This is a genomic window from Mycobacterium sp. E3298 (genome assembly GCF_001666895.1).
Classification (GTDB): Bacteria; Actinomycetota; Actinomycetes; order Mycobacteriales; family Mycobacteriaceae; genus Mycobacterium.
In genome coordinates this window covers 1-25,801 of sequence record NZ_LZJB01000377.1, presented here as the reverse complement: position 1 = coordinate 25,801, position 25,801 = coordinate 1, and the positions used below count along the sequence as shown (strand labels likewise).

Genomic DNA, 25,801 nt, shown 5'->3' with positions numbered 1-25,801 from the left:
ACCCCCGTCACGTCGACGCCCGTCACCGTGATGAAGCCGATGCGCGGATCCTTCAGCTCGGTCTGGATCAGCGAGCTGATCTCTTTTTTGATCTGCTCGCCGACGCGTCCGACACGGAATTTAGCCACTGTCCATCCCCTCTTCCCTGCTTAATGCGAAGATTAGCGCTCTACGGATTCCATAATGAACGCTTCGAGAACGTCGCCGATCTGAAGGTCGTTGAACTTGTCGAGCGTAATGCCGCATTCGTAGCCTTCCGAAACTTCCTTCGCATCATCCTTAAAGCGCTTGAGGGAATCGATCTTGCCCTCGAAAGCGACCACTCCGCCGCGTACGAGGCGCACTTCGGCGTTGCGGGTAACCTTGCCGTCCGTGATCATACAGCCGGCGATCGTGCCGACCTTGCTGACCTTGAACGTTTCGCGGACTTCGGCGTGACCGATGACCTTTTCCTTGAATACCGGATCGAGCATGCCCTTCATCGCCTGTTCGATCTCCTCGATCACCTTGTAGATAATGCGGTGGAGACGAAGGTCGACCTTCTCCTGCTCGGCGGCCTGCGCAGCGCGCGGCTCCGGACGGACGTTGAAGCCGATGATGATCGCAGCCGACGCCAGCGCCAGCGATACGTCCGACTCGGTGATCGCACCGACGCCGCTGTGGATCGTCTTGACGCGCACGCCTTCGACCTCGATCTTCTCGAGAGAACCCTTGAGCGCCTCGAGCGAACCTTGAACGTCGGCCTTCAGGATAACGTTCAGATCCTTGATCTCGCCTTCCTTGATCTTGCTGAACAGATCCTCGAGCGTAACCTTCTGGTTGGAGCGCATCGATTCCTGACGCGTCTTGATCGACCGCTTCTCGGCGATCTCGCGCGCCTTGCGCTCGTCTTCGAACACCATGAACGGATCGCCCGCTTGAGGCACTTCCGTCAAGCCGGTAATCTCGACCGGCGTCGAAGGTCCGGCTTCTTTGACTCGGCGACCGCGGTCGTTCGTCATCGCGCGGATCCGTCCGAAGCAGTCGCCCGCGACGAAGGCGTCGCCGACCTTCAGCGTGCCGTTTTGAACGAGGATACGGGCGATCGGCCCCTTACCCTTGTCGAGCTCGGCTTCGATGACCGTACCGCGCGCCCGCTTGTCGGGATTCGCCTTGTAGTCGTTCACTTCGGACACGAGCAGGATCATCTCGAGCAGACCGTCAAGGTTCAGGCGCTGCTTGGCGGACAGTTCGACGAAGATCGTGTCGCCGCCCCAAGCTTCTTTAACGAGACCGTATTCGGTCAGTTCCTGCTTCACCTTGTCGGGATTCGCGCCCGGCTTGTCGATCTTGTTGACCGCGACGATGATCGGCACGTTGGCCGCCTTGGCGTGGTTGATCGCTTCGACCGTCTGCGGCATGACGCCGTCGTCGGCCGCGACGACCAGAATCGTAATATCGGTTACCTGGGCGCCGCGCGCACGCATCGTCGTAAACGCTTCGTGACCCGGCGTATCCAGGAACGTAATTTTTTTGCCGTGCACTTCGACCTGATAAGCGCCGATGTGCTGGGTGATGCCGCCGGCTTCGCCGCTTGCGACCTGCGTCTCGCGGATCGCGTCAAGCAGCGTCGTCTTGCCGTGGTCGACGTGACCCATGATCGTGACGACGGCCGGACGAGTGATCAGATCGGCCTCTTCGTCCGTTTCCTCGATCGTCTCGAAGTTCGTGTCTTCGACCGCGATCTTGACTTCGACTTCGACGCCGAATTCGCCGGCGATGAGCAGGATGGTGTCCATGTCGAGATCCTGGTTGATCGTCGCCATGACGCCCATCATGAACAGCTTCTTGATGACCTCGGAAGCGTCCTTGTGAAGCAGCTTGGCCAGATCCCCTACGGTCATCTCGCCGCGGACGATGATCTTCTTCGGCGTGTTGTCGATCTTCTCGCGCGGCGGCATGTTGCGGCCCTTGGCGTTCTTGCCGCCCTTGCCCTTGCGCGGGCCGCCGCGTCCCGATTCCTCGAAGCGCCGGCCAAAGTCGTTGTCCTTGCGCTTCGCGCCGCCGTTGCGGTTCCCGTCGCCGCCCGAGCCTGTCGCCGCGGCCCGCACCGGCTGGCTCTGAGCTCTCGAGTTCGGTTGCCCGGCAACGGCTACCGGGAGTCTTCCGCGGAAAAGACGTCGATCGCCCGCACGGGCGTCAACATCACCAGCGGGATCTGACGGCTGGTTGACTGCTGATAGGTGAGGTACGGCGGATACAGGTGCGCCATGTACGCCCACACCTGGTGGCGTTCCTCGGCCTCGGGCTCCCGCCAAGTGGCCTCGAACGCTTGAGTCGCGATCTGGACGCCGATCGTGTTGCTCTGCAAGACGTTCAAGTACCACTGCGGGTGCGTGTCGGCACCGCCCTTGGACGCGACGACCACGATCTCGCCACCGACGTTGCCGTAGATCAACGGCCTGACGTAGCTCTTCCCCGACTTGCGGCCCATACACCTGATCAGGCAGTGGGTGGTCATCGCCCTGCCCCCGACCGCGCTCACGTCCATGATGTGGCCGCGCGCGCCGCCGGAGGTCAGATACGTCTCGAGGTGCTCGGCGATCCAGTCGCTGCGTGCGGCTCGGATAGATGCGGCGTCGGCGTCGCTCATCGGTGACTCCTAACGTAAGCGAGGCGAGGGCCTTTGGATGACGGCTTCCGTCGCCCGACTATGCCAGGCGGACCGGTCAGCCGTGCGCCGACCCAACCCGGTGCCGTTAGCCGCTCGTCACCTTTTCGGCCAGCGCAGCCAACTTGGCGTCCAGTTGCTCCGCGGCGCTCAGTAATTCGGGATTGGGTTCGACGACCATCAGCGATGACGGCTTGACGTAGGTCAGGCTGCTGCCGGCCGGCTCGTCGGTGATCAAGACTTCGACCGGGGCGAACAGGCCCGCGGTCGGGTCGTGCCGCAGCATCGTGATCGCGATCAACGGGTTGCCGAGGATTACGTTAATCACCTTGCGGTCGATGCCGGCCTTGGGGATCCACGCGCCGTGGTCGAACAACCCGAACAACATGAATCCGCTGGGGCCGACGTGTGGTTCGACGGCCTGCCGGTAAGAATCCCAGTTGTCGCTAGTTGCCGCGATGTCGTTGATCGCGACGGCTCGCTCGCCGATGTCCGCGAGCAACGCGGCGAGCAGTTCGTCGTAGCTCTTGGTGCTGTCGTGGCGCACCCGCACGCCGTTGAAAACCGTCTCGGTCATAATCTTCCTGTCCTTCGGTCCTCGCCGATCTTGAGGATCGGGGTCCGGTTCTCCGGTTGCACCCTGTCCCACAAGCCGCCCTTGCCCAGTTCTCGTCCCAACTGCTCTTCGCGGCGGAACCACTCCTCGGCAGTCTTGATCCGATTCGGGTGGATCTCGTCGAGCAGGCCGTAATCGCGCTTGATCACCTCGTATTTCCACAAGTTCCAGAATCCGGTGAAGTTGTCGCGGATGTTCATCGTGCTCTTGTCCTTGGGGTCCGCGTTGTAACCGGCGGGCGCATCCGCGGCCCCGCTCAGTGGGCCCTCGCGCCAGTAGGTGTCCAGGTCGGTGTCGATGTACCTCGCCGGATGCCCGGTGACCGCCTCGAACGCCGCGGCGAGGTCGGCGTAGCGAATCTGGTCGACGGCGACTTCGAGATCCATGCCATTCGCGCGCTCGGGGTGGTCGAAAAGCCAGCGGACGTAATAGCCGCAGTCTTCGAGGGCCACATGGGGCACGGCCCCGTCGCCGAGCGGAACCCGCCAGGTCACCACGCCATCCTCGATGGTGGGGGCCATCGGTGTGCCGGGCGAAATCACCATCTCGATGTAGGGGCCCGACGTGAAGACCGCCGCGCCCATCCGATCGGCGTTCACCTGATTCTGGAACAGGATCCACTCACCCACGCGGCCCTTGCCGTCGTAATGGCCGGTGCGGAATCGCGAGTCATAGCCCGCTTTCTTGAGCCCGTAGTCGAGGTTGCCATACACGAAGAACTTGATTCCCTCTTCGATCGCTATCTCGTAGCTGCGGATGGCCCAATACATTTCGGTCTTCTCGCCCGTGTTGAATCCGTCGATGTTGACGAATGCCGCTTCACAACCGCGGAACCCTTCCCGCAGCTTCGCCTCGTCGGCGAATGAGCCTTCCAACACGGACACGTTGTCGAGGGCGAGCAGCTCCTTGGCTCGCCGGGAGCCGGGGTCTCGGCTGAGGAAGCGGATGGAATACTTGTCGTCGGCGACCAGGGCACGAATGATCGGCATGCCCTGGGCGCCGGTGCCGCCGACGACGAAGATCTTCTGGGACATCGTCGTCAGCCCAGCCGCTCGATGATGGTGGCGTTGGCCATGCCGCCGCCCTCGCACATCGTCTGCAGCCCGTACCGGCCGCCGCGCTGCTCCAAAGCGTTGACGAGCGTGGTCATGATGCGGGCGCCGCTGGCCCCCAGCGGATGGCCGATCGCGATGGCGCCGCCGTTGACATTCGTCTTGGCCAGATCGGCGCCGGTGTCGTGCGCCCAGGCGAGCACGACGGGCGCGAAGGCCTCGTTGACCTCGAACAGGTCGATGTCAGCCAGCGTCAATCCCGCACGGTGGAGCACCTTTTCGGTGGCCGGGATGACCCCGGTCAGCATGTACAGCGGATCCGAGCCCACGACGGTGGTGGTGTGGATGCGCGCCAGCGGGCGCAGGCCGAGCTTCTTGGCGACGTCGCTGGTGGTGATCAGCACGGCGGCGCTGCCGTCCGAGAGTGGCGAGGAGTTGCCGGCGGTGATCTCCCAATTGATCTGTGGGAAACGGGCTTTCATCGCCTCGCTGTAGAACGCGGGCCGCAAACCGGCCAGCGTCTCGACCGTCGTGCCGGGCCGGATGAATTCGTCGGCGGACAGCCCGGCGATCGGGATCAGCTCGTTGTCGAAGAGCCCATCCTTGGTGGCGCGCGCGGCCTTGTCGTGGCTGCCCGCGGAGAACTCGTCGAGCTGGGTGCGCGAGAAGCCCCACCGCGCCGCGATCAGTTCGGCGCTGATGCCCTGCGGCACCAGCCCGTCGGGATAGCGCCGCGTCATGTCGTCGCCGAAGGGATTGCTGCCCGGCAGCACCGAGGTGCCCATCGGGACGCGGCCCATCGACTCCACGCCGGCGGCGACGACGAGGTCGTAGGCGCCGGAGAGCACGCCCTGGGCGGCGAAGCTGATGGCCTGCTGGCTGCTGCCGCACTGCCGGTCGATCGTGACCCCGGGAACCGACTCGGGGAATCCGGCGCCGAGCAGCGCATTGCGGGCGATGTTGACCGCCTGGTCGCCGACCTGGGCGACGGCGCCGGCGATGACGTCGTCGATCTGCGCCGGGTCTACGCCGGTGCGCGCCACCAGCTCCCGCAGGCTGTGTGCCAGCAGGTCGGCGGGCAAGACGTCGTGCAGCGCACCGCTGGGCTTGCCCTTGCCGATGGGGGTGCGGACGGCTCCGACGATGACGGCGTCGCGATTCATGGCTCCTCCTTGAGTCCGACGATCTAGGTATAGACAGCTGTACCCAGGTAAACATCTAGGTACACTAAAAGCAACCCAGCCGGAAGGGTGATTTATGACACTGCTACAGGGGCCGCTCGCCGACCGCGATACCTGGTCGGCCGTCGGCGAGTGCGCGATCGAGAAGACCATGGCGGTGGTGGGCACCAAATCCGCGATGCTCATCATGCGCGAGGCCTACTACGGCACCACGCGCTTCGACGACTTCGCCCGCCGGGTGGGCATCACCAAGGCCGCCACCTCGGCCAGGCTGTCCGAACTGGTCGAGCTGGGGCTGCTGAAGCGGCAGCCCTACCACGAGCCGGGGCAGCGCCGGCGTGAGGAATACGTGCTCACGGAGGCCGGCATCGACTTCATGCCGGTGGTGTGGGCGATGTTCGAGTGGGGCCGGCGCCACCTGCCGGGCCGCCACCGGCTTCGCCTGACCCACCTCGGCTGTGGCGCCGATGCGGAGGTCCAAATGCGTTGCACCGAGGGGCATCTGGTGCCACCGGACGAGCTCGGCGTGCGGCTGGCTAAGTCTGGTTGAGCGCGGCCAGCAGCCGGCGGGCCGCGGCCACGCGGCGGGCGGCGGGGCCCGACAACGCGTCCAGGGCGCATTCGGGGTCGGCCGGCGGCCCCATGTGCCCGCAGCCGCGCGGGCAGTCCTCGATCGCCCCGGCGAGATCCGAGAAGGCCATCAGCACGTCGTCGGGTTGGATGTGTGCCAGCCCGAAGGACCGGATGCCCGGGGTGTCGATCACCCAGCCGGAGGTCGCCAGGGGCTTGCTCAAAGGGAAGGCGACGGACTGGGTGGAGGTGTGCCGGCCGCGGCCGATGTCGGTGACCTCGCCGACGGCCCGTTCCGCCTCGGGGACAAGGCGATTCACCAAGGTCGACTTGCCGACGCCGGAGTGCCCGAGCAGCACGGTGATCTTGCCGCCGAGCAGGTCGGCCACCGCGAGTAGCGGGTCGTCGCGGCCCGCGGCCACCACCGTGAGGTCCAGGTCGACGAACTGCTCGGCGAACGGCTCCGGCGGCGCCAGGTCGGTCTTGGTCAGGCACAGGATGGGCGTCAGGCCGCCGGCGTAGGCGGCGATCAGCGCCCGGTCCACCAGGCCGGTGCGCGGCGGCGGGTCGGCCAGCGCCACCACGATCAGCAACTGGTCGGCGTTGGCCACCACCACCCGTTCGGTCGGATCGGTGTCATCGGCGGTGCGGCGCAGGACCGTTCGCCGCTCAGCGCGCCGGACGATGCGGGCCAGGGTGTCCAGCCGCCCGGACAGATCGCCCACCACGTAGACGTCGTCGCCGACCACGATCGGGGTGCGGCCGAGTTCCCGCGCCCGCATGGCGGTGATCCGGCGTTCGGGGTCGCCGCCCAGCACGCACCCCCAGCGGCCACGGTCGACGCTGACCACCATCGCGGCCTCGGCGTCGGCGTGCTCGGGACGAGTCTTGGTGCGCGGTCGCGAACCCCTGCCGGAGCGGACCTTGACGTCGGACTCGTCGTAATCGCCGGGCCTCAAATATCGGACCCCAGCATGTGTGCCCACAGCTCCGGAAACTCCGGCAGTGTCTTGGAGGTGGAGCCGATGTCGTCGACCACGAGCCCGGCCACCCGCAGCCCGATGATCGCGCCCGCCATCGCCATCCGGTGGTCGGCGTAGGCCCGCCAGACGCCGGGGTGCAGCGGTGTCGCGGTGATAACCAGGCCGTCGGGCGTCTCGGTGCAGTCGCCGCCGAGGTTGGTGATCTCGGTGCGCAGCGCGGCGAGGCGGTCGGTCTCGTGGCCCCGCAGGTGACCGATGCCGGAGAGGCGCGACACGGACCCCGGGGTCGCCAGCGCGGCCAGCGCCGCCACCGACGGGGTCAGCTCGCCGACGTCGCGCAGGTCGACGTCGAAGCCGTCATAGCCGGCCGATCCGCGCACCTCCAGGTACGAACCATCTTGGTCGACAACGGCATTCAGCTTGCCCAGCACCGCCAGGATGTGCTCGGCCGGTTGCACGCTCGCCTCCGGCCAGCCGGTGATGCGCACCGTTCCGCCGCTGACCACGGCGGCTGCCAGGAAGGGGACGGCGTTGGTCAGGTCCGGTTCGACCTGCCAATGCCGGGCCGCGACCGGGCCGGGTTGCACCCGCCAGGTGTTGCGAACCGAGTCGTCGACCGCAACCCCGGCCTGGCGCAGCATCACCACCGTCATGGCGATGTGCGGCGCCGACGGCAGCGTCGCCCCGGTGTGCCGCACGGTCAGGCCCTCGGTGAACGACGGCGCGCACAACAGCAGCCCCGACACGAACTGCGAGGACGCCGACGCGTCGATGTCCACGGTCCCGCCGGCCACCGACCCGCCGCCGTGCACGCGGAAGGGCAGGCCCGAGCCCTCGATCGGCACGCCCAGGCCGCGCAGCGCGTCGAGCAGCGGCGCGATCGGCCGCGCCCGGGCCTGCTCGTCGCCGTCGAACTCGACCACCGCCTCGGCCAGCGCCGCCAGCGGCGGGACGAACCGCAGCACCGTCCCGGCCAGGCCGCAATCCACCGTTGCCTCGGGCCCCGGGGCGATCCGGCCACCGACCCTGAGCTCGGACCCGGTGCCGTCGACGCGCAAGCCGAGGGTGCGCAGCGCGCCGATCATCAGATCGGTGTCCCGGCTGCGCAGCGCCCCGCTGATGGTCGGGGCGCCGTGCCCCTGGGCGGCGGCCAACGCGGCCAGCACCAGCGCCCGATTGGTCTGCGACTTCGAGCCCGGAACGGTCACGGTCGCGTGCACCGGTTCCGGCGCGCTGGGGGCCGTCCACATACTCACCGGTCCATCATGGCGTGTCACCGAGCAATGCCACTATGGGACTTATGTGTGGACGGTTCGCGGTCACCACCGATCCGGCGCTGCTGGCCCAGAAGATCAAGGCGATCGATGAGGCCACCGGCGCCTCCGAGAGCGCCGGCACGCCCAACTACAACGTGGCGCCGACGTCGACGATCGCCGCCGTCGTGAGCCGCCACACCGATCCCGATGACGAGCCCACCCGCCGGGTGCGGCTGATGCGCTGGGGCCTGGTCCCGCCCTGGGTCAAGGCCGATGCCGACGGGGCGCCCGAGACCAAGGGCCCGATGCTGATCAACGCCCGCGCCGACAAGGTCACCACGTCGCCCGCGTTCCGGTCGAGCGCGAAGTCGAAGCGTTGTCTGATCCCGATGGACGGCTACTACGAATGGCGCGTCAACCCCGACGCGGCCGGCGGCAAGAAGTCCCGCAAGACGCCCTTCTTCATGTTCCGCCAGGACGGCGAGCCGCTGTTCATGGCGGGGCTGTGGTCGGTCTGGAAGCCGGCCAAGGCGGGCTCGCCGCTGCTGAGCTGCACCATCATCACCACCGACGCGCCCGGCGAGCTGGCCGAGATCCATGACCGGATGCCTCTGGTGGTGCCGGAAGGGGAGTGGGACCGCTGGCTGGACCCCGACGCCCCGATCGACGAAAAGCTGCTCACCCGGCCGCCCGACGTGAGCGGCATTCGAATGCGCGAGGTCTCGACCCTGGTCAACAACGTCCGCAACAACGGGCCCCAGTTACTCGAGCCGGCCGACCCGGAGCCCGAGCAGGCGACCCTGCTTTAGGGTGCTCACCGAGGCGGCGCTTCGCGGTTGTACGCGCGAGACAACATCCGGGCCACCTTTGTGGTTCGGCGACGGATCCGCGGGGTCCACGTGCGCTTTACCATGCATGGGTGACCGGCTCGTACACCCACACCTTCGAGGAGATCCGTGACGGCCCGGTGGCGGTGATCGGGGCGGGTACGCTCGGGCGCCGCATCGCGCTGATGTTCGCCAGCCGCGGCGGGACGGTGCGGATCTTCGCGCCCCGCGCCGAACAGCGCGCCTCGGCGGTCGACTTCGTCGCGCAGAACCTGCCAAAGTTGTTGCAGGAGCGTGGTTTTGGTGAGATCGGTCAGGCGGTCGCGACGGGCTCGCTGGAAGAGGCGCTCGACGGCGCATGGCTGGTGGTCGAGTCGGTTCCAGAAAAGCTCGAGGTCAAGATCGCCGCCTGGGACCAGATCGACCAGGCGGCGCCGGCGGATACGATCTTCGCCACCAATTCGTCGTCGTACCCGTCGCGCCTGATGGCAACGTACGTGAAGGACAAGTCGCGGCTGTGCAACATGCACTTCTATATGCCTCCGGCCTCCATCGGCGTGGATCTGATGTCCGACGGTCAGACCGATCGGGGACTACTCGACACCCTGCTGACCGTCCTGCCGGAGTTCGGCGTCCATCCCTTCGAGGCGCGCAAGGAATGCACCGGCTTCATCTTCAATCGCATCTGGGCCGCCATCAAACGCGAGTCGCTGGCGGTGGTAGCGGAGGGGGTGGCCCGTCCCGAGGACGTCGACGGCATGTTCAAGGTCAACCTCGGCGTGCCGGCCGGTCCGTTTCAGATGATGGACGCCGTGGGCCTCGACGTCGTGCTCGACATCGAAAACCACTATGCCCAGGAGTTCCCGCACCTTCCCGAACACGTGCGTGAGTTGCTGCAGTCCTACGTCGACGCCGGCAAGCTCGGCATCAAGTCCGGCGAGGGCTTCTACACGTACTAGGACGCGCCCTTGGCCCGGTCGCCGTCAGTTGCTCAAGACCAGGCGCCAACTTCCGGCGATCAAACGGTCCGGCACGCACCAGAAGTTGTTCCAGTTTCCCGGCGTCGTGGCCTTGACCCCCGGCCCGGCGTCCTGACATGCCTCCCGGGTCGGATAGTTGCCCTCGGTTTGGATCGTCTCGGCCTTGCCGACGCCGACGCCGACGGTCAGCAGCCCGGTGAAAGCCAGCAGGCCCGCGGCGACGATGGCCCTCGGGTCGATTGACCGCTTTGCGTCCATGCGCTCCTCCTATGTGATGCACCGCTGATGAGCGAAGGGTGTCAGATGGGCGCGCCGCGCACAACACGTGGGTGATGCCGAATTGTGGCCAAAGGGCCCTTATCTTCGACATCGGAACTGGCAAATCATATGGTCATGACAACTACCGACCGGACCGTTTTTGAAGGTCCATTGCAACAGCTGGCGCGCAGCGCGTGGCAGCTGCTTCTGCTCATCGGCGTGCTGGCGGTGGCACTCGGTGTCATCGTGCTGGCCTGGCCGGGCAAGACACTCTTCGTCGCGGGTGTCCTGTTCGGGATCTACCTGGTGGCTTCCGGCATCGGCTACGTGTTCACGGCCTTTGGCACAGACGTGGGCGCCGCTATGCGGGTGCTCACGTTCCTCACCGGCGTCGTGTCAATCGTGCTGGGGTTCTTCTGTTTTCGCGACAAATTCGAGGCCGTCACGCTGCTGGCGATCTGGATCGGCGTCAGCTGGCTGTTCCGCGGGATGACCATCCTGGCCGCGGCGCTGTCGTTCGACCACATGCCCGGCCGCGGCTGGCAGGTGCTCTCCGGCTTGATCATCGTGGTCGGCGGGGCCGTGCTGATCGTCTCGCCGTTGGATTCGATCGCGATCCTGACCCTCGTCGCGGGTTGCTGGTTGATCGCCATCGGCATCGTCGACATCATCAACGCCATCCAGGTTCGCAACCGCGCCAAGCACGTTGTGGACACACTGGCCCGGCCCGCCGCCTAGGCGGGGCACCCGGGCCATCTAGTCAGGGCGGACCGACTTTCGGCGCCGAGATTGCGGCGGCGGTTGTGCTCCACGGGCAAACCACGACCCCCACGGCAATCTCGGCGACGGCGGTGCCCGTCAGGGCAGCCGCCGCTCGGCCTCGAACGCCAGGCACAGCTCGGCGAGATCCCGCGGTCGCGACACAGAGCGGCCCGTCAGCTCTTCGATGCGGCGCAGCCGGTGCCGCACCGTATTGGGATGACAGAAGATCTTCGCCGCGGCGTCGTTCGCGGAACCGTCCGCGTCGAGCCAGGCCTGAAATGTGTTGAGCAGGATCGAGCGCTCATCCGCGGCCAACTCGTTAAGCCGCTGCAACAGCAGGGACTTGATCTTGCCCATCACCTCGGGTGCGCTGACGGCCGCCAACGCGAGTGGAGTGTCATCGAACACCGACACGAGCGAGTCCCCTGATTGCTTACTGCCGGCCGCCGCCCGGGCTAACCGCAAGGCGTCGCCGGTGTCGGTCAGGCTCCGAAACGGCGGACTGATGCCGACCCGCGCAGTCGCGGCCTGACCGAGCACCTCGACCAAGATTCTCAAAGGGGCGGAAACCCGCGGGCCTTTGAGCGCAACGATCCCGACCTGGAGGTCCGGGGAGAGCCGCCACGCCGAACGGATGTCGCGGGCGGACAGCTTGTTCTCGATCGCCGGGAGGCCCAAACGCCCAACGGCCGGCAGCTTCGCGGCCACCACGACGTAGGGCCCAGACGCCGGTAACCGCAGTAAATCCGCTGCCTCCCAAAGGCTCTGCTTGTCAGTCATCCGCTGCGACAGCAGCGCCTCGACCAAAGCCGACCGCTCTTCTTCACGCTCGAGGAGCTGTGTGGTGAGCTGCTGGCGGTAGGCCGTGGCCATCGCCTGGGTGAAAGTCTCCTGCGCGAAGAAGATGCGTGCGGTGGCATCCAGGATGGCGTCGGTCGGTATCGCCGCGGCGCGGGCGACGGCCAGGGTCTCCTCCCACATGAACCGGAAACCGATGCGGTAGGCGGTCATGACCGCCGGCAGCGGCACCCCGGCGGTCGCCCGCTCGGTGCCGGTGCGCTCGGCGGGCGAGACGTCGACATCGTCCTCGCCGGTGAGCGAATGAAAGATGAAAGCCACGTTCGCCACGCAACTCTCGGCCACCTGACCCTTCGTGACGACGGTGTCGTCGCGGTAGGCGTCGATGTCCCGGCAAAGCACGTCGGCCATGGCCCTGCCCAGCGCGGGCGCGCGCGCCAGCATGAGCTTGCTGAGCTCCACCACATGCGGGTCAACCGCCACGCCGCCCATAACGCGAACCTTATTCCTGACCGCCGGCGAATGTGACCGGTCACAGTCAACCGGGCGCGGTGTTGTTTCGGCGAACATTGTGATCGGAGGTTGCCGGGATGACGCTGGAAGCACGCCCGAAGAACTCGTCCCGGAGGCACACCATGGCGGCACTGAGCGCCCACCTGATCGCGTCGAAGGACCGTCACCCCGAACGCATCGCGCTGCGTTGCGACGACCTGACATTCACCTTCGCCGAACTCGACGCCGCCGCGGCGCGGGTGGCGACGCTGCTGGAACGGGCGGGGATCCGGCCCGGCGACCGGGTCGGTGTGATGCTGCCCAACACACCGGCCTTCGCGGTCGCGTTCTACGGCATCATGTATCGGGGCGCCGTCGCGGTCCCGATGAACCCGCTGCTGAAAGAGCGGGAGATCGCCTACTACCTCTCGAACAGCGGCGCCACGGCGCTCTTTGCGACGCCGGCTTTCGCCGACGAGGTCATCCCGGCGGCGGCCCGTGGCGGGGCGCGATGCTGGCTCGTCGATGACGCGGACCTGATGAAGCTCGTCGCGGACCTGCCGGAGCAGACCACCGCGATACAGCGCAGCGACGACGATGTCGCGGTCATCTTGCACACCTCCGGGACCACCGGAAAACCGAAGGGCGCCATGCTTACTCATGGGAGCCTCCGGCGCATCGCCGAGGTCGGCGTTCGCACCCTGCTCGGGGCGGGGCCGGCCGATGTGGTGATGGGCTGCTTGCCCCTCTTCCATGTTTTCGGACTCACCTGCGGGCTCAACGTTTCCGTTCTTGCGGGCGCGATGCTGACACTCATCCCTCGGTTCGACCCGCTCAAGGCGCTCCAGGTGATCGAGCGTGACACCGTCACGATCTTCGAGGGGGTGCCGACCATGTACTCGGCGTTGCTCGGCGTGGCCGATCAGGCCTCGACGGGCGCGACGCGGAGCTTGCGGACCTGCGCCTCCGGCGGCGCCGCACTGCCCGTCCAGGTCCTCGCCGACTTTGAAAAGACGTTCCAGTGCACCGTTTTGGAGGGGTACGGGCTTTCCGAGAGCACGGCGGTCGCGGCGTTCAATCATCCCGATCGCCCCCGCAAGGCGGGCTCGATCGGCACCCCGATCGAGGGTGTCGAGATGCGGGTCGTCGACTTCGGTGGCGCCGAGGTCCCGCGGGGCCAGACCGGAGAGATTCAGATCCGCGGCCATAACGTGATGAAGGGCTACTGGAACCTGCCGGAGGCGACGCGGGCCACCATCACACCCGACGGGTGGCTGAACACTGGCGACGTCGGCCGCGTCGACGAGGACGGCTACTTCTACATCGTCGACCGCACAAAGGACTTGATCATCCGCGGCGGGTACAACGTCTATCCCCGCGAGGTCGAGGAAGTGCTCTATGAGCATCCGGCGGTGGCCGAAGCCGCCGTCGTCGGTATTCCGCACGACTCCCTCGGTGAGGAGGTCGGCGCCGCCGTCGCGCTCAAGGAGGGCGCTTCCGCGGCGCCGGAGGAACTGCGCGAATACGTGAAGCGGCGCGTGGCCGCCTACAAGTACCCGCGTTTGGTGTGGCTCGTCGACGCGCTGCCCAAGGGGCCCACCGGCAAGGTCCAGAAGCGCGACATCAACATCCCCGCAGTAGAAAGCATGCGATAACCATGGTCACCCAAACCGCCAGAGCCGAAGAGCTCGCCGCACCCCTCGACCTGCTCTTGACGAGCGCCACCAAGCCGTTCGCCGGCCGGATGATGCCCGACGACACCTGGACCCGATTCGCCGTCGGCCTCGCCAAGCAGCCCGGCGCGGTGGCCGGCCGGATCGGGGCTCTCACCCGCGAGCTCGGCGCCGTCGCGGCCGGCAACTCACACCGGGTGCCGGCGCGCGCCGACAAGCGATTCGCCGACCCGGCCTGGGAGCAGAACCCGGTGCTGCACCGGATCATGCAGGCCTATCTCGCCGGCGCGGAGACCGCCGAGGGGCTGCTCGCCGACGCCGGGCTGGACTGGCGCGACCAGGAGAGGATGCGGTTCGTCGTCGACAATCTGGTCGAGGGTCTGGCCCCCAGTAACAACCCGCTGATCAGCCCGCTCGGCTGGAAGGCGATGATCGACACCGGCGGCCTGAGCGCGGTGCGGGGCCTGAAAGCGTTTGCGCGGGACATGCTTTCGAAGCCCCGGGTGCCCGCGATGGTCGAGCCCGACGCCTACGCGGTGGGCGAGACCTTGGCCCTCACCAAGGGAGCGGTCGTGCTGCGCACGTCCATGTTCGAACTGATCCAATACGCGCCGCAGACCGCGAAGGTCCGTGAGGTCCCGCTGCTGTTGGTGCCGCCGGTGATCAACAAGTACTACATCATGGACATCGCGCCCGGCCGCAGCATGATCGAGTACTTCGTCGCCCAGGGGCAGCAGGTGTTCGTCGTCTCCTGGCGCAATCCGCAGAAGCGCCATCGGGATTGGGGCTTCGACGCGTACGGCGCGGCGATCATCGAGGCGATGGACGCGGTGGAGAAGATCAGCGGGACCGACCGCACCCACCTGCTAGCCACCTGCTCGGGCGGAATCCTGGCCGCGATGACGGCGGCCCACCTGGCCGAGATCGGCCGCGGTGACCGGGTGGCCGGCCTCAACCTGTCCGTCACCGTGCTGGACGAGAACCGGGCGGGCCTGGCTGCCGCGGTGATGAGCGATCGCGCGGCCCAGGCGGCGATCCGGGTCTCGGCCCGAAAGGGCTACCTGGACGGTCGGGACATGGCCGAGATGTTCGCCTGGCTGCGGCCCACCGACCTGGTGTGGCGGTACTGGGTGAACAACTACGTCCAGGGACGCAAGCCGGCGCCGTTCGACGTGCTGTTCTGGAACGCCGACACCACCCGGATGACGGCCGCGCTGCACCGCGACATGGTGCTGATGGCCGTGCGCAACGCCCTCGTCACCCCCGGCGGGGTCGAGATGCTCGGCACCCCGGTGGACCTGTCGAAGGTCACCGCCGACGCCTACGTCGTCGGCGGCGTCGCCGACCACATCTCGCCGTGGCAGGCCACGTACCGCAGCGCACGGCTGCTCGGCAGCAAGGACAACCGGTACGTGCTGTCCACCAGCGGCCACATCGCGGCTCTGGTCAACCCGCCGGGCAACCCGAAGGCTTCGTACCGGACCGGACCGGTCGAGGCGGAGGATCCGCAAGAGTGGCTGCAGTCGTCGCAGCAGTCCAAGGACTCCTGGTGGCCGGACTACGTGGAGTGGCTCGCCGAGCGCAGCGGGCCGGAGGTCGATGCCCCGAAAGCCCTTGGCGGCGAGGGACTCCCGCCGCTCGGACCCGCTCCCGGCGGCTATGTGATGGAGAAGTGAGTGAGGCGCAGCCCACAACAACAGCGGCGCCTGCGGGTGGTCCAGCCGAGCACGGTGGGCCACGAGCGTTACGTTAGCGCCGGCGGGCAGCGGATCCGGGTCAACATCCGTCGGGGAACCGGAGTGCCGCTCGTGCTCTGCAACGGCATCGGCGCCAGCCTGGAGGTGCTCGACCCGCTGGTCGAGCAGCTGCCGATGACGGTCGTGAGGTTCGATGTGCCGGGTACCGGGGGGTCGCCGACCTCGCCCCTGCCCTACGGGTTTCCCTATCTGGCCTGGGTGTTGGGCCGGGTGTTGTCCAAACTCGGCATCGGGGTCGTCGACATCTTCGGGCTGTCCTGGGGCGGGGCGCTGGCGCAGCAGTTCGCGTTCCAGAATCCACGCCGATGCAGGCGCATGGTATTGGTGGCGACGGGCACCGGCATCCTCATGGTGCCGGCCAGCCCCTTCGTGCTGGCGAAAATGGCCACCCCGCGCCGGTTCTCGGATCCCAACTACGCCGCTTCGATCGCCGGTGACCTCTACGGCGGCACCGTCCGCGCCCACGGCGAAGACGTGGCGAAGCTGTTCGTGCGGCAGTTACACGCCGGCTCGAAGATGGGCTACCTGCATCAACTGCTCGCCGGGTCGGTCTGGACGAGCCTGTTCGCGCTGCCCGCGGTGCGGCAGGAGACGCTGATCGTCTCGGGCACCGACGACCCGATCATCCCGGTGGCCAACGCCCACCTCCTGCACCGGTTGCTGCCCCATGCGGTTCTCCACCTGCATTCGGGCGGTCACATCGACATCGTGCACAACGCGACCGAGCTCGCCCCCGTGATCGAGGGTTTTCTGAGCGAGGCGGGCGAACGGGCCTAGCCGCGGATGTCCGCGGTGACCGCATTCGTCAACCGGATCAGGTCCTGTGGCGAAACGCCGACGTCCCAGCCTCGCCTGCCCGCGCTGCAGTACACCCGCTCGAAGTCCAGCGCGCCCGCGTCCACGACCGTCGGCAGGGTCTTGCGCTGCCCGAACGGCGACACGGCGCCCACCAGGTAGCCGGTGGCCCGCTCGGCGGCGGCGGACTCGGCCATGACCGCTTTGGCCACCCCCAGCGCCGCGGCGCTCGCCTTCAGCGAAAGCCGCTCCGGCACAGGCAGTATCGCGACGGCCAGCGCGCCGGGCACCGCGATGACGAGGGTCTTGAAGACCTGTTCGGGTGCGATGCCGCGCTCGGTCAGCGCGTGGACCGCCTCGGCGCCGAACGAGCGCTCGCGCGGATCGTGGTCGAACGTGACAACCTCATGCGGCACACCGGCTTTCACCAGCGCGGCGAGCGCGGGCGTGGCGGCGCGAGGCATCAGGGCCCGGCCCGGCTAGGGGCCCGAGTACCCCGGCGGGTTCACGCCGTCGACCCAGAAGTCGACACCGAGCTGCCCGCCCGGCACGCAGTTGTAGACCGACAGGTCGGTGACGCCGGACTCCAGCAGCACGTCCTCACACAGCAGGGTGTTGCCGGTGTACTCGCGGGCGGGCTTGTTGAGGATCACGTACGCGGCGTCGGAGTACACCTCCGGCTTGCGGGCGCGGCCCATCGCCTCGTCACCCCCGAGCAGGTTCTGCACCGCGGCGGTGGCCACCAGCGTGCGCGGCCACAGCGTGTTCGACGCGATGCCCGCCTCGCGCATCTCCTCGGCGATGCCCAGCGCGCACAGCGTCATGCCGAACTTGGCCATCATGTACGCGGTCGGCTTCAGCCACTCCTTGCCGAGCAGCACGGGCGGAGACAGCGTCAGGATGTGCGGGTTGTCCCCCTTCTTCAGGTGCGGGATGCAGGCCTGCGACACCGCGTACGTGCCGCGCACCTGGATGCCGTTCATCAGGTCGAACCGCTTCATCGGCACCTCGGTGATGGACCCCAGGTTGATCGCCGACGCGTTGTTGACGCAGATGTCGATGCCGCCGAACTGCTCGACGGCCTTGGCCACCGCGGCCTCCACGGACTCCGGGTCCCGGACGTCCCCCACGATCGGCAGGGCCTGCCCACCCGCCTCCTCCAGCTCCTTGGCGGCGGTGTACACCGTGCCCGGCAGCTTGGGGTGGGGCTCGGCGGTCTTGGCGATCAGGGCGATGTTGGCGCCGTCTTGGGCGGCGCGCTTGGCGATCGCCAGGCCGATACCGCGGCTGGCGCCGGAGATGAACATGGTCTTGCCGTTCAGGGACATGGCGTCACATTAACGTCCTGCCGCTCCCGCCCGGACCGGGGGACGGGCGGCGACGGACTCCGCCGGGAAATAGCACGTCGGCCCCCGCTGTTGACTCAATCGGTCTCTGAAGTTACGTAGGCGCACCCAGGCAGACACTGTCGGTGGCAGCCTCTAGATTGGGAGGAGCGGTTTGGTGTCAGCGGCGACGAGCCTGTTGGACCGTCCAACGGGTGCCGACCAGTTGGCTTGCTTTCTGGCAAGCCCGGTGGCGCTTGCAGCGCCGTCCGGCGACACCGCAGCGGAAGGGACCGGGGTAATCGACATGGCCGACACAGACGGCGCGACAGCACAGGAGATTCCCGATCCCGGCCCGCCCGAGACGGACGCGGAGCTGATGGCGCGCTTCGAGCGCGACGCGATCCCCCTGCTGGACCAGCTGTACGGCGGTGCCCTGCGCATGACCCGCAATCCCGCCGACGCGGAAGACCTGCTGCAAGAGACGATGGTCAAGGCTTATGCGGGCTTCCGCTCGTTCAGGGCCGGCACCAACCTCAAGGCGTGGCTGTACCGGATCCTGACCAACACCTACATCAACAGCTACCGCAAGAGGCAGCGCCAGCCGGCCGAGTACCCCACCGAGGAGATCACCGACTGGCAGCTGGCGTCCAACGCCGAGCACTCGTCCACCGGGCTGCGCTCGGCCGAGGTCGAGGCGCTGGAGGCGCTGCCGGATAACGAGATCAAGGAAGCGCTGCAGGCGTTGCCGGAGGAATTCCGGATGGCCGTCTACTACGCCGATGTCGAGGGTTTTCCGTACAAGGAAATCGCGGAAATCATGGATACGCCCATCGGGACGGTAATGTCACGGCTGCACCGCGGCCGCCGTCAACTGCGGTCGCTGCTGGCTGACGTGGCCAAGGAGCGGGGTTTCAACCGCGGCCACCAGGCGCACGAGGAGGTGTCGTCATGAGCGAGTTGTCGGGCCCCGGCGACACGTGCCCCAACGACGACGCTCACGGCGCCGTCGGCTGTGCCGAGGTGATTCGCCAGGTCTGGCTGCTGCTCGACGGCGAATGCACGCCGGAGTCCCGCGACCAGCTGCGCCGCCACCTCGAGGCGTGCCCCGGCTGCTTCAAGCACTACGGCCTCGAGGAGCGCATCAAGGCGTTGATCGCCACCAAGTGCAAAGGCGAGAAGGCCCCCGAGGGCCTGCGCGAGCGGCTACGGCTGGAGATCCGCCGGACCACCATCATCCGAGAGACGCGGTAGCGGGCCTCAGGCGTTGGGCCGCTTGCCGTGGTTGGCCTTGCTGTGCTTGCGGTCGCGCTTCTTGCGGCCCCGTTTGGCCATTTCGGAAAACCTCCGTTGATTGATCGAAACCGGGCGCCCGGCGCCCGTTAGCTTGCCTCACATTCTCGCACGGCCTGTCGGGGCCCCGTGCGCCGCGGTGGGCCGGGGGCCTGTGGTTCGATATACACCGAGCCTGACGGAAGCTAGATGGACCAGCAGCCAGCCTGCGCAATGGCCGAAACGAGTGGGGTGAAGATGGCCGAGGATGTGCGCGCCGAGATCGTGGCCAGCGTGCTCGAAGTCGTAGTCAACGAGGGTGACCAGATCGGCAAAGGCGACGTCGTGGTGCTGCTGGAGTCGATGAAGATGGAGATCCCGGTCCTGGCTGAGGTCGACGGCACGGTGAGCAAGGTGAGCGTCTCGGTGGGCGATGTCATCCAGGCGGGCGACCTGATTGCCGTGATCAGCTAAACCTTGAAGCCTTTCTTGTCCGCTGCCGGGGAATTGCCCGGGGAGTGAGCGATGTCGACTCTCGGTGACCTGCTTGCCGAACACACCGTGCTGCCCGGCAACGCCGTGGATCACCTGCACGCGGTGGTGGGGGAGTGGCAGCTGCTGGCGGACCTGTCCTTCGCCGACTACCTGATGTGGGTTCGCCGCGACGACGGCATGTTGGTGTGCGTGGCGCAGTGCCGGCCGAACACCGCGCCCACGGTGCTGCTGACCGACTCGGTCGGCAGCGTCGTCGCCGCCGACCGGCTGGCGCTCGTCGCCGAGACCTTCGATTCCGGCCTGGCGCAGCGGGATGGCGAAGCGGCGCAAGAGGATTCGTGGCTGCCCGGCCCGCACGTGGAGGCGTCCCCGGTGCGGTACGGGGGGCAGGTGGTGGCCGTGCTGACCCGGCATCAGACCGCCGTCGCGGCCGACCGCGCGTCCGGCCACCTGGAGACGGCCTACCGGGACTGCGCCCGGGATCTGGTCGCCATGCTCGCCGAGGGCACCTTCCCCGACGTGGGCGACGTGGTCATGTCGCGCTCCACGCCGCGGGCCGGCGACGGCTTCATCCGGTTGGACGTCAACGGCGTCGTCGCCTACGCCAGTCCCAACGCGGTTTCGGCCTACCACCGGATGGGCCTGACCACCGAGCTGGAGGGCCGCAACCTGGTCAAGGTCACGCGGCCGCTGGTCTCCGACCCGTTCGAGGCGCAGGAGCTGGCGGAGCACGTGCTCGACCTGCTGGCCGGCGGGCGCAGCATGCGCATGGAGGTGGACGCCGGCGGCGCCACGGTGCTGTTGCGCACGCTGCCGCTGGTGGTCGACGGCGCCAGCGCCGGCGCCGCGGTGCTGATCCGCGACGTCACCGAGGTGAAGCGCCGCGACCGGGCCCTGATCTCCAAGGACGCGACGATCCGGGAAATCCACCACCGGGTCAAGAACAACCTGCAGACGGTGGCGGCGCTGCTGCGGCTGCAGGCCCGCCGGACGGCCAACGCCGAAGGCCGGGAGGCCCTGATCGAGTCGGTGCGCCGGGTCTCGTCCATCGCCTTGGTGCACGACGCGCTGTCGATGTCGGTGGACGAGCAGGTCAACCTCGACGAGGTGATCGACCGGATCCTGCCGATCATGAACGACGTCGCGTCGGTCGACCGGCCGATCCGGATCAACCGGGTCGGCGACCTGGGCGTGCTGGACTCCGACCGCGCGACCGCCCTGATCATGGTGATCACCGAACTGGTTCAGAACGCGATCGAGCACGCTTTCGACCCCGCCGCCGAGGAGGGCTCGGTGACCATCCGCGCCGAGCGTTCGGCGCGCTGGCTCGACGTCGTCGTGCACGACGACGGCCGTGGTTTGCCGGAAGGCTTCAGCCTGGAGACGTCCGACAGCCTCGGCCTGCAGATCGTGCGGACGCTGGTGTCGGCCGAGCTGGACGGCACGCTGGGCATGCGTCAGGCCCCGTCCCGCGGCACCGACGTGGTGCTGCGGGTGCCCATCGGCCGGCGAACCCGATTGGTGTTGTAGGTGTGCGGCCGACACAACAGCGCGGCCCCGACTTTCGTCGAGGCCGCGCTGTGTGGTCTAAACCAGTCAGACTCCGCTACGGGCCTTCGTCCGGGCGTTGCGACGCTTGAGTGCGCGCCGCTCGTCTTCACTCATGCCGCCCCAGACGCCCGAATCCTGGCCGGTATTCAGGGCCCAGGAAAGGCAGTCTGTGGTTACCGGGCACCGATTGCAGACCAGTTTCGCGTCAGCGATCTGCGCGAGCGCCGGGCCGCTGTTCCCTACCGGGAAGAACAGCTCCGGGTCTTCGTCGCGACAGACCGCCTTGTGGCGCCAATCCATAAGTTGTTACTCCTCACTGAGTGCGCAGCAAGGCGCACGGCCAATTTTCTTCGGCTGTTAACGCGTGCACAAGAAAAGGGTCCGTACCCCTATCTAACTTTCTGCATGCAACCTTTCGATCGTTTCACAGGCCCAACAGAAGTCAATAGCGTGCGTTACCTCGTGGGCAATCTCACTTTGACCGTTCCGTAGCCGGGCCATTACTCCGTTGTACTACACTGACTGGCCGATCTCGGAGAAAATATTCACCGCCCGGCCCCTTGGCGCTTCGTTATCGCAGCTCAGAGTGATTTTTTAGCGGAGGCGCGACGACGGCCAGCGCGTCCGGGACCGCCCGGAACGTCATGCTTTCGCGCACGCCGAGGTAATCGCCGTCGAACTGGCAGGCGACCGGGCCCCCGGCCGAGGTCACCCGCAAACAGGGCACGTCGTCCTCGGTGACGAGGTGGTCGAACGCGAACTTGGGCCGTTTGGCGAACATCTGCCGCACGATGCGCAGCGTCGGGATCGTCTTCATGCTCTTCGGCGCGAACACTCCCAGGCCCGACTCGAAGGTGCAGCCGGGATTGGTCCATACCGGCCGATCGTTGGCGAACGTCCAGGGGCTGGAGTTGGAGACGAAGACGAAGCTCACCCCCGGGATGGGTTCGCGGCCGGGCAATTCGAGCTGCAGCATCGGCTCGCGGCGCGTGTAGCCCCACACGGCGGGCACCGCCGCGCGGATGTAGCGCCACGCCGTGACCTTGCCGCCCTTGTCGCGTTCGGCCTCGACCGCGGCGACCACCTCCGCGTCGACCCCCATCCCGGTGTTGAAGACCGCCCACCGCTCACCGCAGTCGATCAGCCCTATCCGGCGCCAGGTGTGGTGGCGGCGATAGTCGTCGATCAGCTGGATGAGCTGGTTGGTCGCGGCCACCGGGTCCCGCGAGATCCCCAGCGAGCGCGCCAGCACGTTCGCCGAACCGCCGGGAACCACCGCGACCGCAGGCACCGGGCCGGTGGGCCCGGAATTCGAGCCCGGACGGCCGAGCAGGCCGTTGACCACACCGCTGACCGTGCCGTCGCCGCCGTGCACCACGACCAGGTCGACGCCGTCCGCGACCGCCTTCTCCGCGAGTTCGGTGCCGTGACCTCGGTGGTGGGTGTGTTCGACGGTGAGCTCCAGGCGGCTCTTGAGCGCGTGCGCCAGCAGGTCGCGACCGGCCGGGGTCGTGGAGGTGGCGGTCGGGTTCACGATCAGCACGGCGCGCATGATGCACGAGCTTATGCGGGCCGGTTAAGGCCGTGCTGTGGGGAACTCCCCCCGCGGCGGGGTGACTACGCTGACGCGGGTGACAGTCTTCCGCCGCAACCCCGGGGCCGCCCCGGCCGCCGTGCGCGGCGCCGGGCTGCTCGTGGCGTTGCAGGGGGCGGCCGGGCTGGTCATGGCGGTGGTGCTGGTGGTGCGGGGTGCCGCCGGGGCAGATCAGCGCGTGGTCAACGGCTTGGGCACGGCGGTCTTCTTCGTCCTGGTCGGGGCCGTGGTGTTGGCTGCCGGACGTGCGCTCATCCTCGGCAAGCGCTGGGGGCGCGGGCTGGCCGTGATCACCCAGCTGCTGTTGCTCCCCGTGGCGTGGTACCTGGCGGTCGACTCGCACCGGCCCGGCTTCGGGATTCCCGCGGGGTGCGCGGCGCTGGCCGTGCTCGGCCTGCTCTTCAGCCCCGCCGGCCTGCGGTGGGCCGGTGGCGGCGATCAGCGCGACTCGGCCAGGTCGGCCAACCGCGGGCCCGACAGCCGGTAGGTGGTCCACTCGCTCTGCGGTTCACCGCCGACGCCGTCGTACAGGGCGATCGCGTCGGTGTTCCAATTCAGCACCGCCCAAGACAACCGCGTGTAGCCCTTGGCAAGGCATTCGGCCGCCAGCGTCGCCAGCAGCGCGCGCGCCAGGCCGCGACGGCGAAAGCGCGGATGCACGAACAGGTCTTCGAGGTAGATGCCGGCCGCGCCGTCCCAGGTGGAGAAGTTGAGAAACCACAGCGCCATCGCGGCGACCTCGCCGTCGGCTTCCGCGACGTGTCCGTGCAATGTCGGGCTAGGGCCGAAAAGGGCTGCGGTGATTTGTTTTTCGGTGACGGTACATTGGTCGGCGGCATTTTCGAATTCGGCCAGCGCGCGAATCATTTCGATGATGGCGGCGGCGTCTTCGGGTTTGGCGCGGCGAATGGTCATCGCTTTACGTCCAATGCGTTGAGGATCGTGGCGAATTTCGTTGTGGTTTCCGCGACTTCCTCGTCGGGATCGGATTCGGCGACGATGCCGCCCCCGGAGCGGGCCAACGCGCTGCGCCGGTCCGCCGACAGCTGTGCGCAGCGGATGGCCACCACCCAGCGGCCGTCGCCCCGGGCGTCGCACCAGCCCGCCGCCCCCGCGTAGAACCCGCGGTCGCCTTCCAGCTCGGCGATGAGCTCGACCGCGGCCTTGGTGGGCACGCCGCCCACCGCGGGGGTGGGATGCAGCGCCAGCGCCAAATCGATTGCGGTGGTTGAGGTGTCGCGCAGGCGGCCGCTGATCGGCGTGCACAGGTGCCACACCGCCGCGGTGCGGCTCAACTCGGGCTCGGCGGCGATCGTCAGCTCGTCGCACAGCGGCTCCAGGGCGGCCCGGATCGTCTCGATCACCAGCTGGTGCTCGTGCCGGTCCTTGGCCGAGCCGGCCAGCGCGGCGCCGTTCGCCGCGTCGGCGTCCGGGTCGGCCGCGCGGGGGGCCGACCCGGCGAACGGCCGGCAGGTGACCCGGTCGCCGGAGCGCGCCACCAGCAGTTCGGGGCTGGCGCCCACCAGCGCCGCCCCGGCGTAATCGTCGCCTGCGGCGGTCAGGTCGACCAGGTAGCCGTAGGCGGCCGGATCGGCGGCGATGAGGCGGCGCAGGATGACGCGCGCGTCCAGGGGGGCGTCGGCGACCAGCCGCAGCGCGCGGGACAGCACCACCTTGCTCAGCAGGCTGTCGGGCGCGGTGAGCTGATCGCGAGCCCGGACGATGCGGCGGCGGTAGGCGTCCGGCGGCGGGTCGGCGGCGGCGATGCGCACCGGCGGCAGTGGGCCCGTCGGCCAGTCCGGGGGGACGTCGGTGCGGCGCACGGCCTCGGGCGTCAGCAGCGCCGCGGGCCGGTCGACGTCAAAAGGCAACGCACCCAGCACTATTGGGGCCAACCCTGACCTCAGGGCGTCCTGCGCCGCCGCCACGTCGCGGTAGCGCTCGCGCACCCCCTCGGCGAGCAGGGTTTGCTTCGGTCCGCACAGCGCGAACGGCGGTTGGGTGCTCACCCGGGTTTGATCGCCTGTGGCTGGGCGGTCAGGCCGAGCGCGGCGAGCTGACGCACCCCGTGCTCGAATCCGCACACCGCGAGGGAGCCGGCGAGCATCCAGAAGCGGCTGCCCTCGACGAGCGGCAGCTCTACCCAGCGGGTGATGACCGAACGCGAGAAGTGGCTGTGCCCAACGAACACCACGTCGCGCGAGTCCATGTGCTCCAACGCGAATGTCACGGCCTCATCGGCGCGGGCGCTGACCTGCGCCACGCTCTCGCCGCCGGGGCAGCCGTGCGTCCAGACCAGCCAGTCGGGCACGGATTCCTGGATCTGCGGGGTTGTCAGCCCCTCGTAGGCCCCGTAATCCCATTCGGCGAGCAGGGGAGAGACCTCGTCGACGGCCAGCCCGGCCAGCTTGGCCGTGGTCAGGGCCCGGATGCGCGGGCTGCTGACCACCAACGGGTCGGTGAGGTTGAGTTCGCGCAGGACGCGGCCGGCGAGCTCGGCCTGGACGCGTCCGGTGTCGGTGAGCTCGAGGTCGGTTCGGCTGGTGTGCTGGCCGGATTTCGACCACTCGGTCTGGCCGTGGCGGAGCAGTACAAGTCGGTGGTTGTGCAGGCCCATATCGACCGATTCTGCCGGACGACACCCCGGGGCCGTCGGCCGCAGCGCGGGGCGATCGAACATGCCAGGATGGGCACTGTGACCGTGGCAACAAGGAGGGGCGGGCGCTAGTGAGAAAGACCCGGGTATTGGCGGTGGCCAACCAGAAGGGCGGCGTGGCCAAGACTACGACGGTTGCCTCGCTGGGGGCGGCGATGGTGGACGAGGGGCAGCGGGTGCTCCTGGTCGACCTGGATCCGCAGGGCTGCCTGACGTTCTCGCTGGGCCAGGATCCCGACAAGCTCCCGGTGTCGGTGC

30 protein-coding genes are annotated in these 25,801 nt (G+C 68.0%); 13 read left to right on the top strand and 17 right to left on the bottom strand.

The genetic code is table 11. From position 1 onward, the window contains the following. The 6 genes from A9X05_RS17455 to A9X05_RS17430 all read right to left on the bottom strand — a co-directional run. On the bottom strand, positions 1–128 hold a 128-nt coding region (locus tag A9X05_RS17455; RefSeq protein ID WP_197499105.1), incomplete at its 3' end, for a ribosome-binding factor A. 33 nt (positions 129–161) lie between these two features. Further along, positions 162–2,090, bottom strand: coding sequence for a translation initiation factor IF-2 (gene infB, locus A9X05_RS17450; protein ID WP_197499104.1), 1,929 nt, complete (start codon positions 2,088–2,090; stop codon positions 162–164). Positions 2,091–2,131: 41 nt separating this feature from the next. After that, a complete protein-coding gene (locus tag A9X05_RS31160) occupies positions 2,132–2,632 on the bottom strand; it encodes a nitroreductase/quinone reductase family protein (RefSeq protein WP_067757217.1) in 501 nt (166 codons plus the stop codon). A 106-nt stretch (positions 2,633–2,738) separates the two neighbouring features. Then, positions 2,739–3,227: a DUF302 domain-containing protein gene (locus tag A9X05_RS17440; protein WP_067782982.1), complete on the bottom strand. Its 489-nt coding sequence runs from the start codon at positions 3,225–3,227 to the stop codon at positions 2,739–2,741. Then, positions 3,224–4,300, bottom strand: coding sequence for an NmrA family NAD(P)-binding protein (locus A9X05_RS17435; protein WP_067782979.1), 1,077 nt, complete (start codon positions 4,298–4,300; stop codon positions 3,224–3,226). The genes A9X05_RS17440 and A9X05_RS17435 overlap by 4 nt, the downstream gene beginning before the upstream one ends. A 5-nt stretch (positions 4,301–4,305) precedes the next feature. Continuing rightward, positions 4,306–5,481, bottom strand: a complete 1,176-nt coding sequence (locus tag A9X05_RS17430) for a thiolase family protein (RefSeq protein ID WP_067782976.1) — start codon at positions 5,479–5,481, stop codon at positions 4,306–4,308. A gap of 94 nt (positions 5,482–5,575) precedes the next feature. Here A9X05_RS17430 and A9X05_RS17425 point away from each other — a divergent pair, with 94 nt between their 5' ends. After that, positions 5,576–6,049: a helix-turn-helix domain-containing protein gene (locus tag A9X05_RS17425; protein ID WP_067757229.1), complete on the top strand. Its 474-nt coding sequence runs from the start codon at positions 5,576–5,578 to the stop codon at positions 6,047–6,049. Here the strand turns inward: A9X05_RS17425 and rsgA are convergent. Both rsgA and aroA read right to left on the bottom strand, forming a co-directional pair. Continuing rightward, positions 6,036–7,028 carry a ribosome small subunit-dependent GTPase A gene (rsgA, locus tag A9X05_RS17420; protein WP_067782974.1) on the bottom strand — a complete coding sequence of 331 codons (993 nt, stop codon included), beginning with the start codon at positions 7,026–7,028 and terminating at the stop codon, positions 6,036–6,038. The two genes, A9X05_RS17425 and rsgA, sit on opposite strands and share 14 nt — an antisense overlap. Next, positions 7,025–8,308 (bottom strand): 3-phosphoshikimate 1-carboxyvinyltransferase, encoded by a 1,284-nt coding sequence (aroA, locus tag A9X05_RS17415; protein ID WP_156675541.1) that lies wholly within the window; start codon positions 8,306–8,308, stop codon positions 7,025–7,027. The genes rsgA and aroA overlap by 4 nt, the downstream gene beginning before the upstream one ends. Positions 8,309–8,352: 44 nt before the next feature. Here aroA and A9X05_RS17410 point away from each other — a divergent pair, with 44 nt between their 5' ends. Next, the gene (locus A9X05_RS17410; RefSeq protein ID WP_067757244.1) at positions 8,353–9,117 is read left to right on the top strand and encodes an SOS response-associated peptidase; all 765 of its coding nucleotides are present in this window, start codon (positions 8,353–8,355) and stop codon (positions 9,115–9,117) included. Between the two features lie 110 nt (positions 9,118–9,227). Beyond that, positions 9,228–10,094 carry a 3-hydroxyacyl-CoA dehydrogenase family protein gene (locus A9X05_RS17405; protein WP_067782969.1) on the top strand — a complete coding sequence of 289 codons (867 nt, stop codon included), beginning with the start codon at positions 9,228–9,230 and terminating at the stop codon, positions 10,092–10,094. Positions 10,095–10,118: 24 nt separating this feature from the next. Here A9X05_RS17405 and A9X05_RS17400 read toward each other — a convergent pair whose 3' ends face one another. After that, complete coding sequence (locus tag A9X05_RS17400) at positions 10,119–10,373, bottom strand: hypothetical protein (protein ID WP_067782966.1); 255 nt, start codon at positions 10,371–10,373, stop codon at positions 10,119–10,121. A gap of 135 nt (positions 10,374–10,508) precedes the next feature. Between A9X05_RS17400 and A9X05_RS17395 the strand changes: the two genes are divergently transcribed. Beyond that, positions 10,509–11,111, top strand: coding sequence for an HdeD family acid-resistance protein (locus A9X05_RS17395; RefSeq protein ID WP_067757344.1), 603 nt, complete (start codon positions 10,509–10,511; stop codon positions 11,109–11,111). Positions 11,112–11,231: 120 nt separating this feature from the next. Here A9X05_RS17395 and A9X05_RS17390 read toward each other — a convergent pair whose 3' ends face one another. Beyond that, entirely contained in the window at positions 11,232–12,425 is a 1,194-nt protein-coding gene (locus tag A9X05_RS17390; protein ID WP_067757252.1) for a CdaR family transcriptional regulator, read from the bottom strand. Between the two features lie 143 nt (positions 12,426–12,568). On the opposite strand from A9X05_RS17390, the gene A9X05_RS17385 reads away from it, so the two are divergent. The 3 genes from A9X05_RS17385 to A9X05_RS17375 are packed head-to-tail and all read left to right on the top strand — an operon-like array spanning position 12,569 to position 16,632. Beyond that, on the top strand, positions 12,569–14,080 hold the full coding sequence (locus A9X05_RS17385; protein WP_067782988.1) for a long-chain fatty acid--CoA ligase: 1,512 nt from the start codon (positions 12,569–12,571) through the stop codon (positions 14,078–14,080). Positions 14,081–14,082: 2 nt separating this feature from the next. Continuing rightward, positions 14,083–15,774, top strand: a complete 1,692-nt coding sequence (locus A9X05_RS17380) for an alpha/beta hydrolase (protein WP_067757255.1) — start codon at positions 14,083–14,085, stop codon at positions 15,772–15,774. A gap of 30 nt (positions 15,775–15,804) precedes the next feature. Beyond that, positions 15,805–16,632, top strand: coding sequence for an alpha/beta fold hydrolase (locus A9X05_RS17375; RefSeq protein WP_067782985.1), 828 nt, complete (start codon positions 15,805–15,807; stop codon positions 16,630–16,632). Here A9X05_RS17375 and A9X05_RS17370 read toward each other — a convergent pair. Continuing rightward, a complete protein-coding gene (locus A9X05_RS17370) occupies positions 16,629–17,114 on the bottom strand; it encodes an aminoacyl-tRNA deacylase (RefSeq protein WP_067782963.1) in 486 nt (161 codons plus the stop codon). The two genes, A9X05_RS17375 and A9X05_RS17370, sit on opposite strands and share 4 nt — an antisense overlap. Positions 17,115–17,129: 15 nt before the next feature. Further along, positions 17,130–17,978: an NAD(P)-dependent oxidoreductase gene (locus tag A9X05_RS17365; RefSeq protein WP_067782960.1), complete on the bottom strand. Its 849-nt coding sequence runs from the start codon at positions 17,976–17,978 to the stop codon at positions 17,130–17,132. A 304-nt stretch (positions 17,979–18,282) separates the two neighbouring features. Between A9X05_RS17365 and A9X05_RS17360 the strand changes: the two genes are divergently transcribed. From A9X05_RS17360 to A9X05_RS17345, 4 genes are all read left to right on the top strand, one after another. Further along, on the top strand, positions 18,283–18,930 hold the full coding sequence (locus A9X05_RS17360; protein WP_067757263.1) for a sigma-70 family RNA polymerase sigma factor: 648 nt from the start codon (positions 18,283–18,285) through the stop codon (positions 18,928–18,930). Then, positions 18,927–19,229: a mycothiol system anti-sigma-R factor gene (gene rsrA, locus A9X05_RS17355; RefSeq protein WP_067757266.1), complete on the top strand. Its 303-nt coding sequence runs from the start codon at positions 18,927–18,929 to the stop codon at positions 19,227–19,229. The genes A9X05_RS17360 and rsrA overlap by 4 nt, the downstream gene beginning before the upstream one ends. A gap of 276 nt (positions 19,230–19,505) precedes the next feature. After that, positions 19,506–19,721, top strand: a complete 216-nt coding sequence (locus A9X05_RS17350; protein ID WP_044512934.1) for a biotin/lipoyl-binding carrier protein — start codon at positions 19,506–19,508, stop codon at positions 19,719–19,721. 51 nt (positions 19,722–19,772) lie between these two features. Further along, positions 19,773–21,272, top strand: a complete 1,500-nt coding sequence (locus tag A9X05_RS17345) for a sensor histidine kinase (protein ID WP_067757269.1) — start codon at positions 19,773–19,775, stop codon at positions 21,270–21,272. Between the two features lie 66 nt (positions 21,273–21,338). Here the strand turns inward: A9X05_RS17345 and whiB1 are convergent, their stop codons facing one another. After that, positions 21,339–21,593 (bottom strand): transcriptional regulator WhiB1, encoded by a 255-nt coding sequence (gene whiB1 / locus A9X05_RS29880; RefSeq protein ID WP_007168139.1) that lies wholly within the window; start codon positions 21,591–21,593, stop codon positions 21,339–21,341. 271 nt (positions 21,594–21,864) lie between these two features. Continuing rightward, positions 21,865–22,845 (bottom strand): diacylglycerol kinase family protein, encoded by a 981-nt coding sequence (locus A9X05_RS17340; RefSeq protein WP_067757272.1) that lies wholly within the window; start codon positions 22,843–22,845, stop codon positions 21,865–21,867. Positions 22,846–22,924: 79 nt separating this feature from the next. Between A9X05_RS17340 and A9X05_RS17335 the strand changes: the two genes are divergently transcribed. After that, on the top strand, positions 22,925–23,374 hold the full coding sequence (locus A9X05_RS17335) for a hypothetical protein (RefSeq protein ID WP_156670168.1): 450 nt from the start codon (positions 22,925–22,927) through the stop codon (positions 23,372–23,374). Here A9X05_RS17335 and A9X05_RS17330 read toward each other — a convergent pair. From A9X05_RS17330 to A9X05_RS17320, 3 genes are read right to left on the bottom strand one after another with little or no spacing between them, the layout of a single operon-like run. After that, the gene (locus A9X05_RS17330; RefSeq protein ID WP_067757275.1) at positions 23,326–23,802 is read right to left on the bottom strand and encodes a GNAT family N-acetyltransferase; all 477 of its coding nucleotides are present in this window, start codon (positions 23,800–23,802) and stop codon (positions 23,326–23,328) included. The two genes, A9X05_RS17335 and A9X05_RS17330, sit on opposite strands and share 49 nt — an antisense overlap. Further along, the gene (locus A9X05_RS17325) at positions 23,799–24,896 is read right to left on the bottom strand and encodes an isochorismate synthase MenF (protein WP_067757278.1); all 1,098 of its coding nucleotides are present in this window, start codon (positions 24,894–24,896) and stop codon (positions 23,799–23,801) included. Before A9X05_RS17325 ends, A9X05_RS17330 begins: the two co-directional genes overlap by 4 nt. Then, positions 24,893–25,504 (bottom strand): acid phosphatase, encoded by a 612-nt coding sequence (locus A9X05_RS17320; protein WP_067757281.1) that lies wholly within the window; start codon positions 25,502–25,504, stop codon positions 24,893–24,895. The genes A9X05_RS17325 and A9X05_RS17320 overlap by 4 nt, the downstream gene beginning before the upstream one ends. 110 nt (positions 25,505–25,614) lie before the next feature. On the opposite strand from A9X05_RS17320, the gene A9X05_RS17315 reads away from it, so the two are divergent. After that, positions 25,615–25,801 (top strand): ParA family protein (locus tag A9X05_RS17315; protein WP_156736798.1); only part of this gene is annotated, 187 nt, incomplete at its 3' end.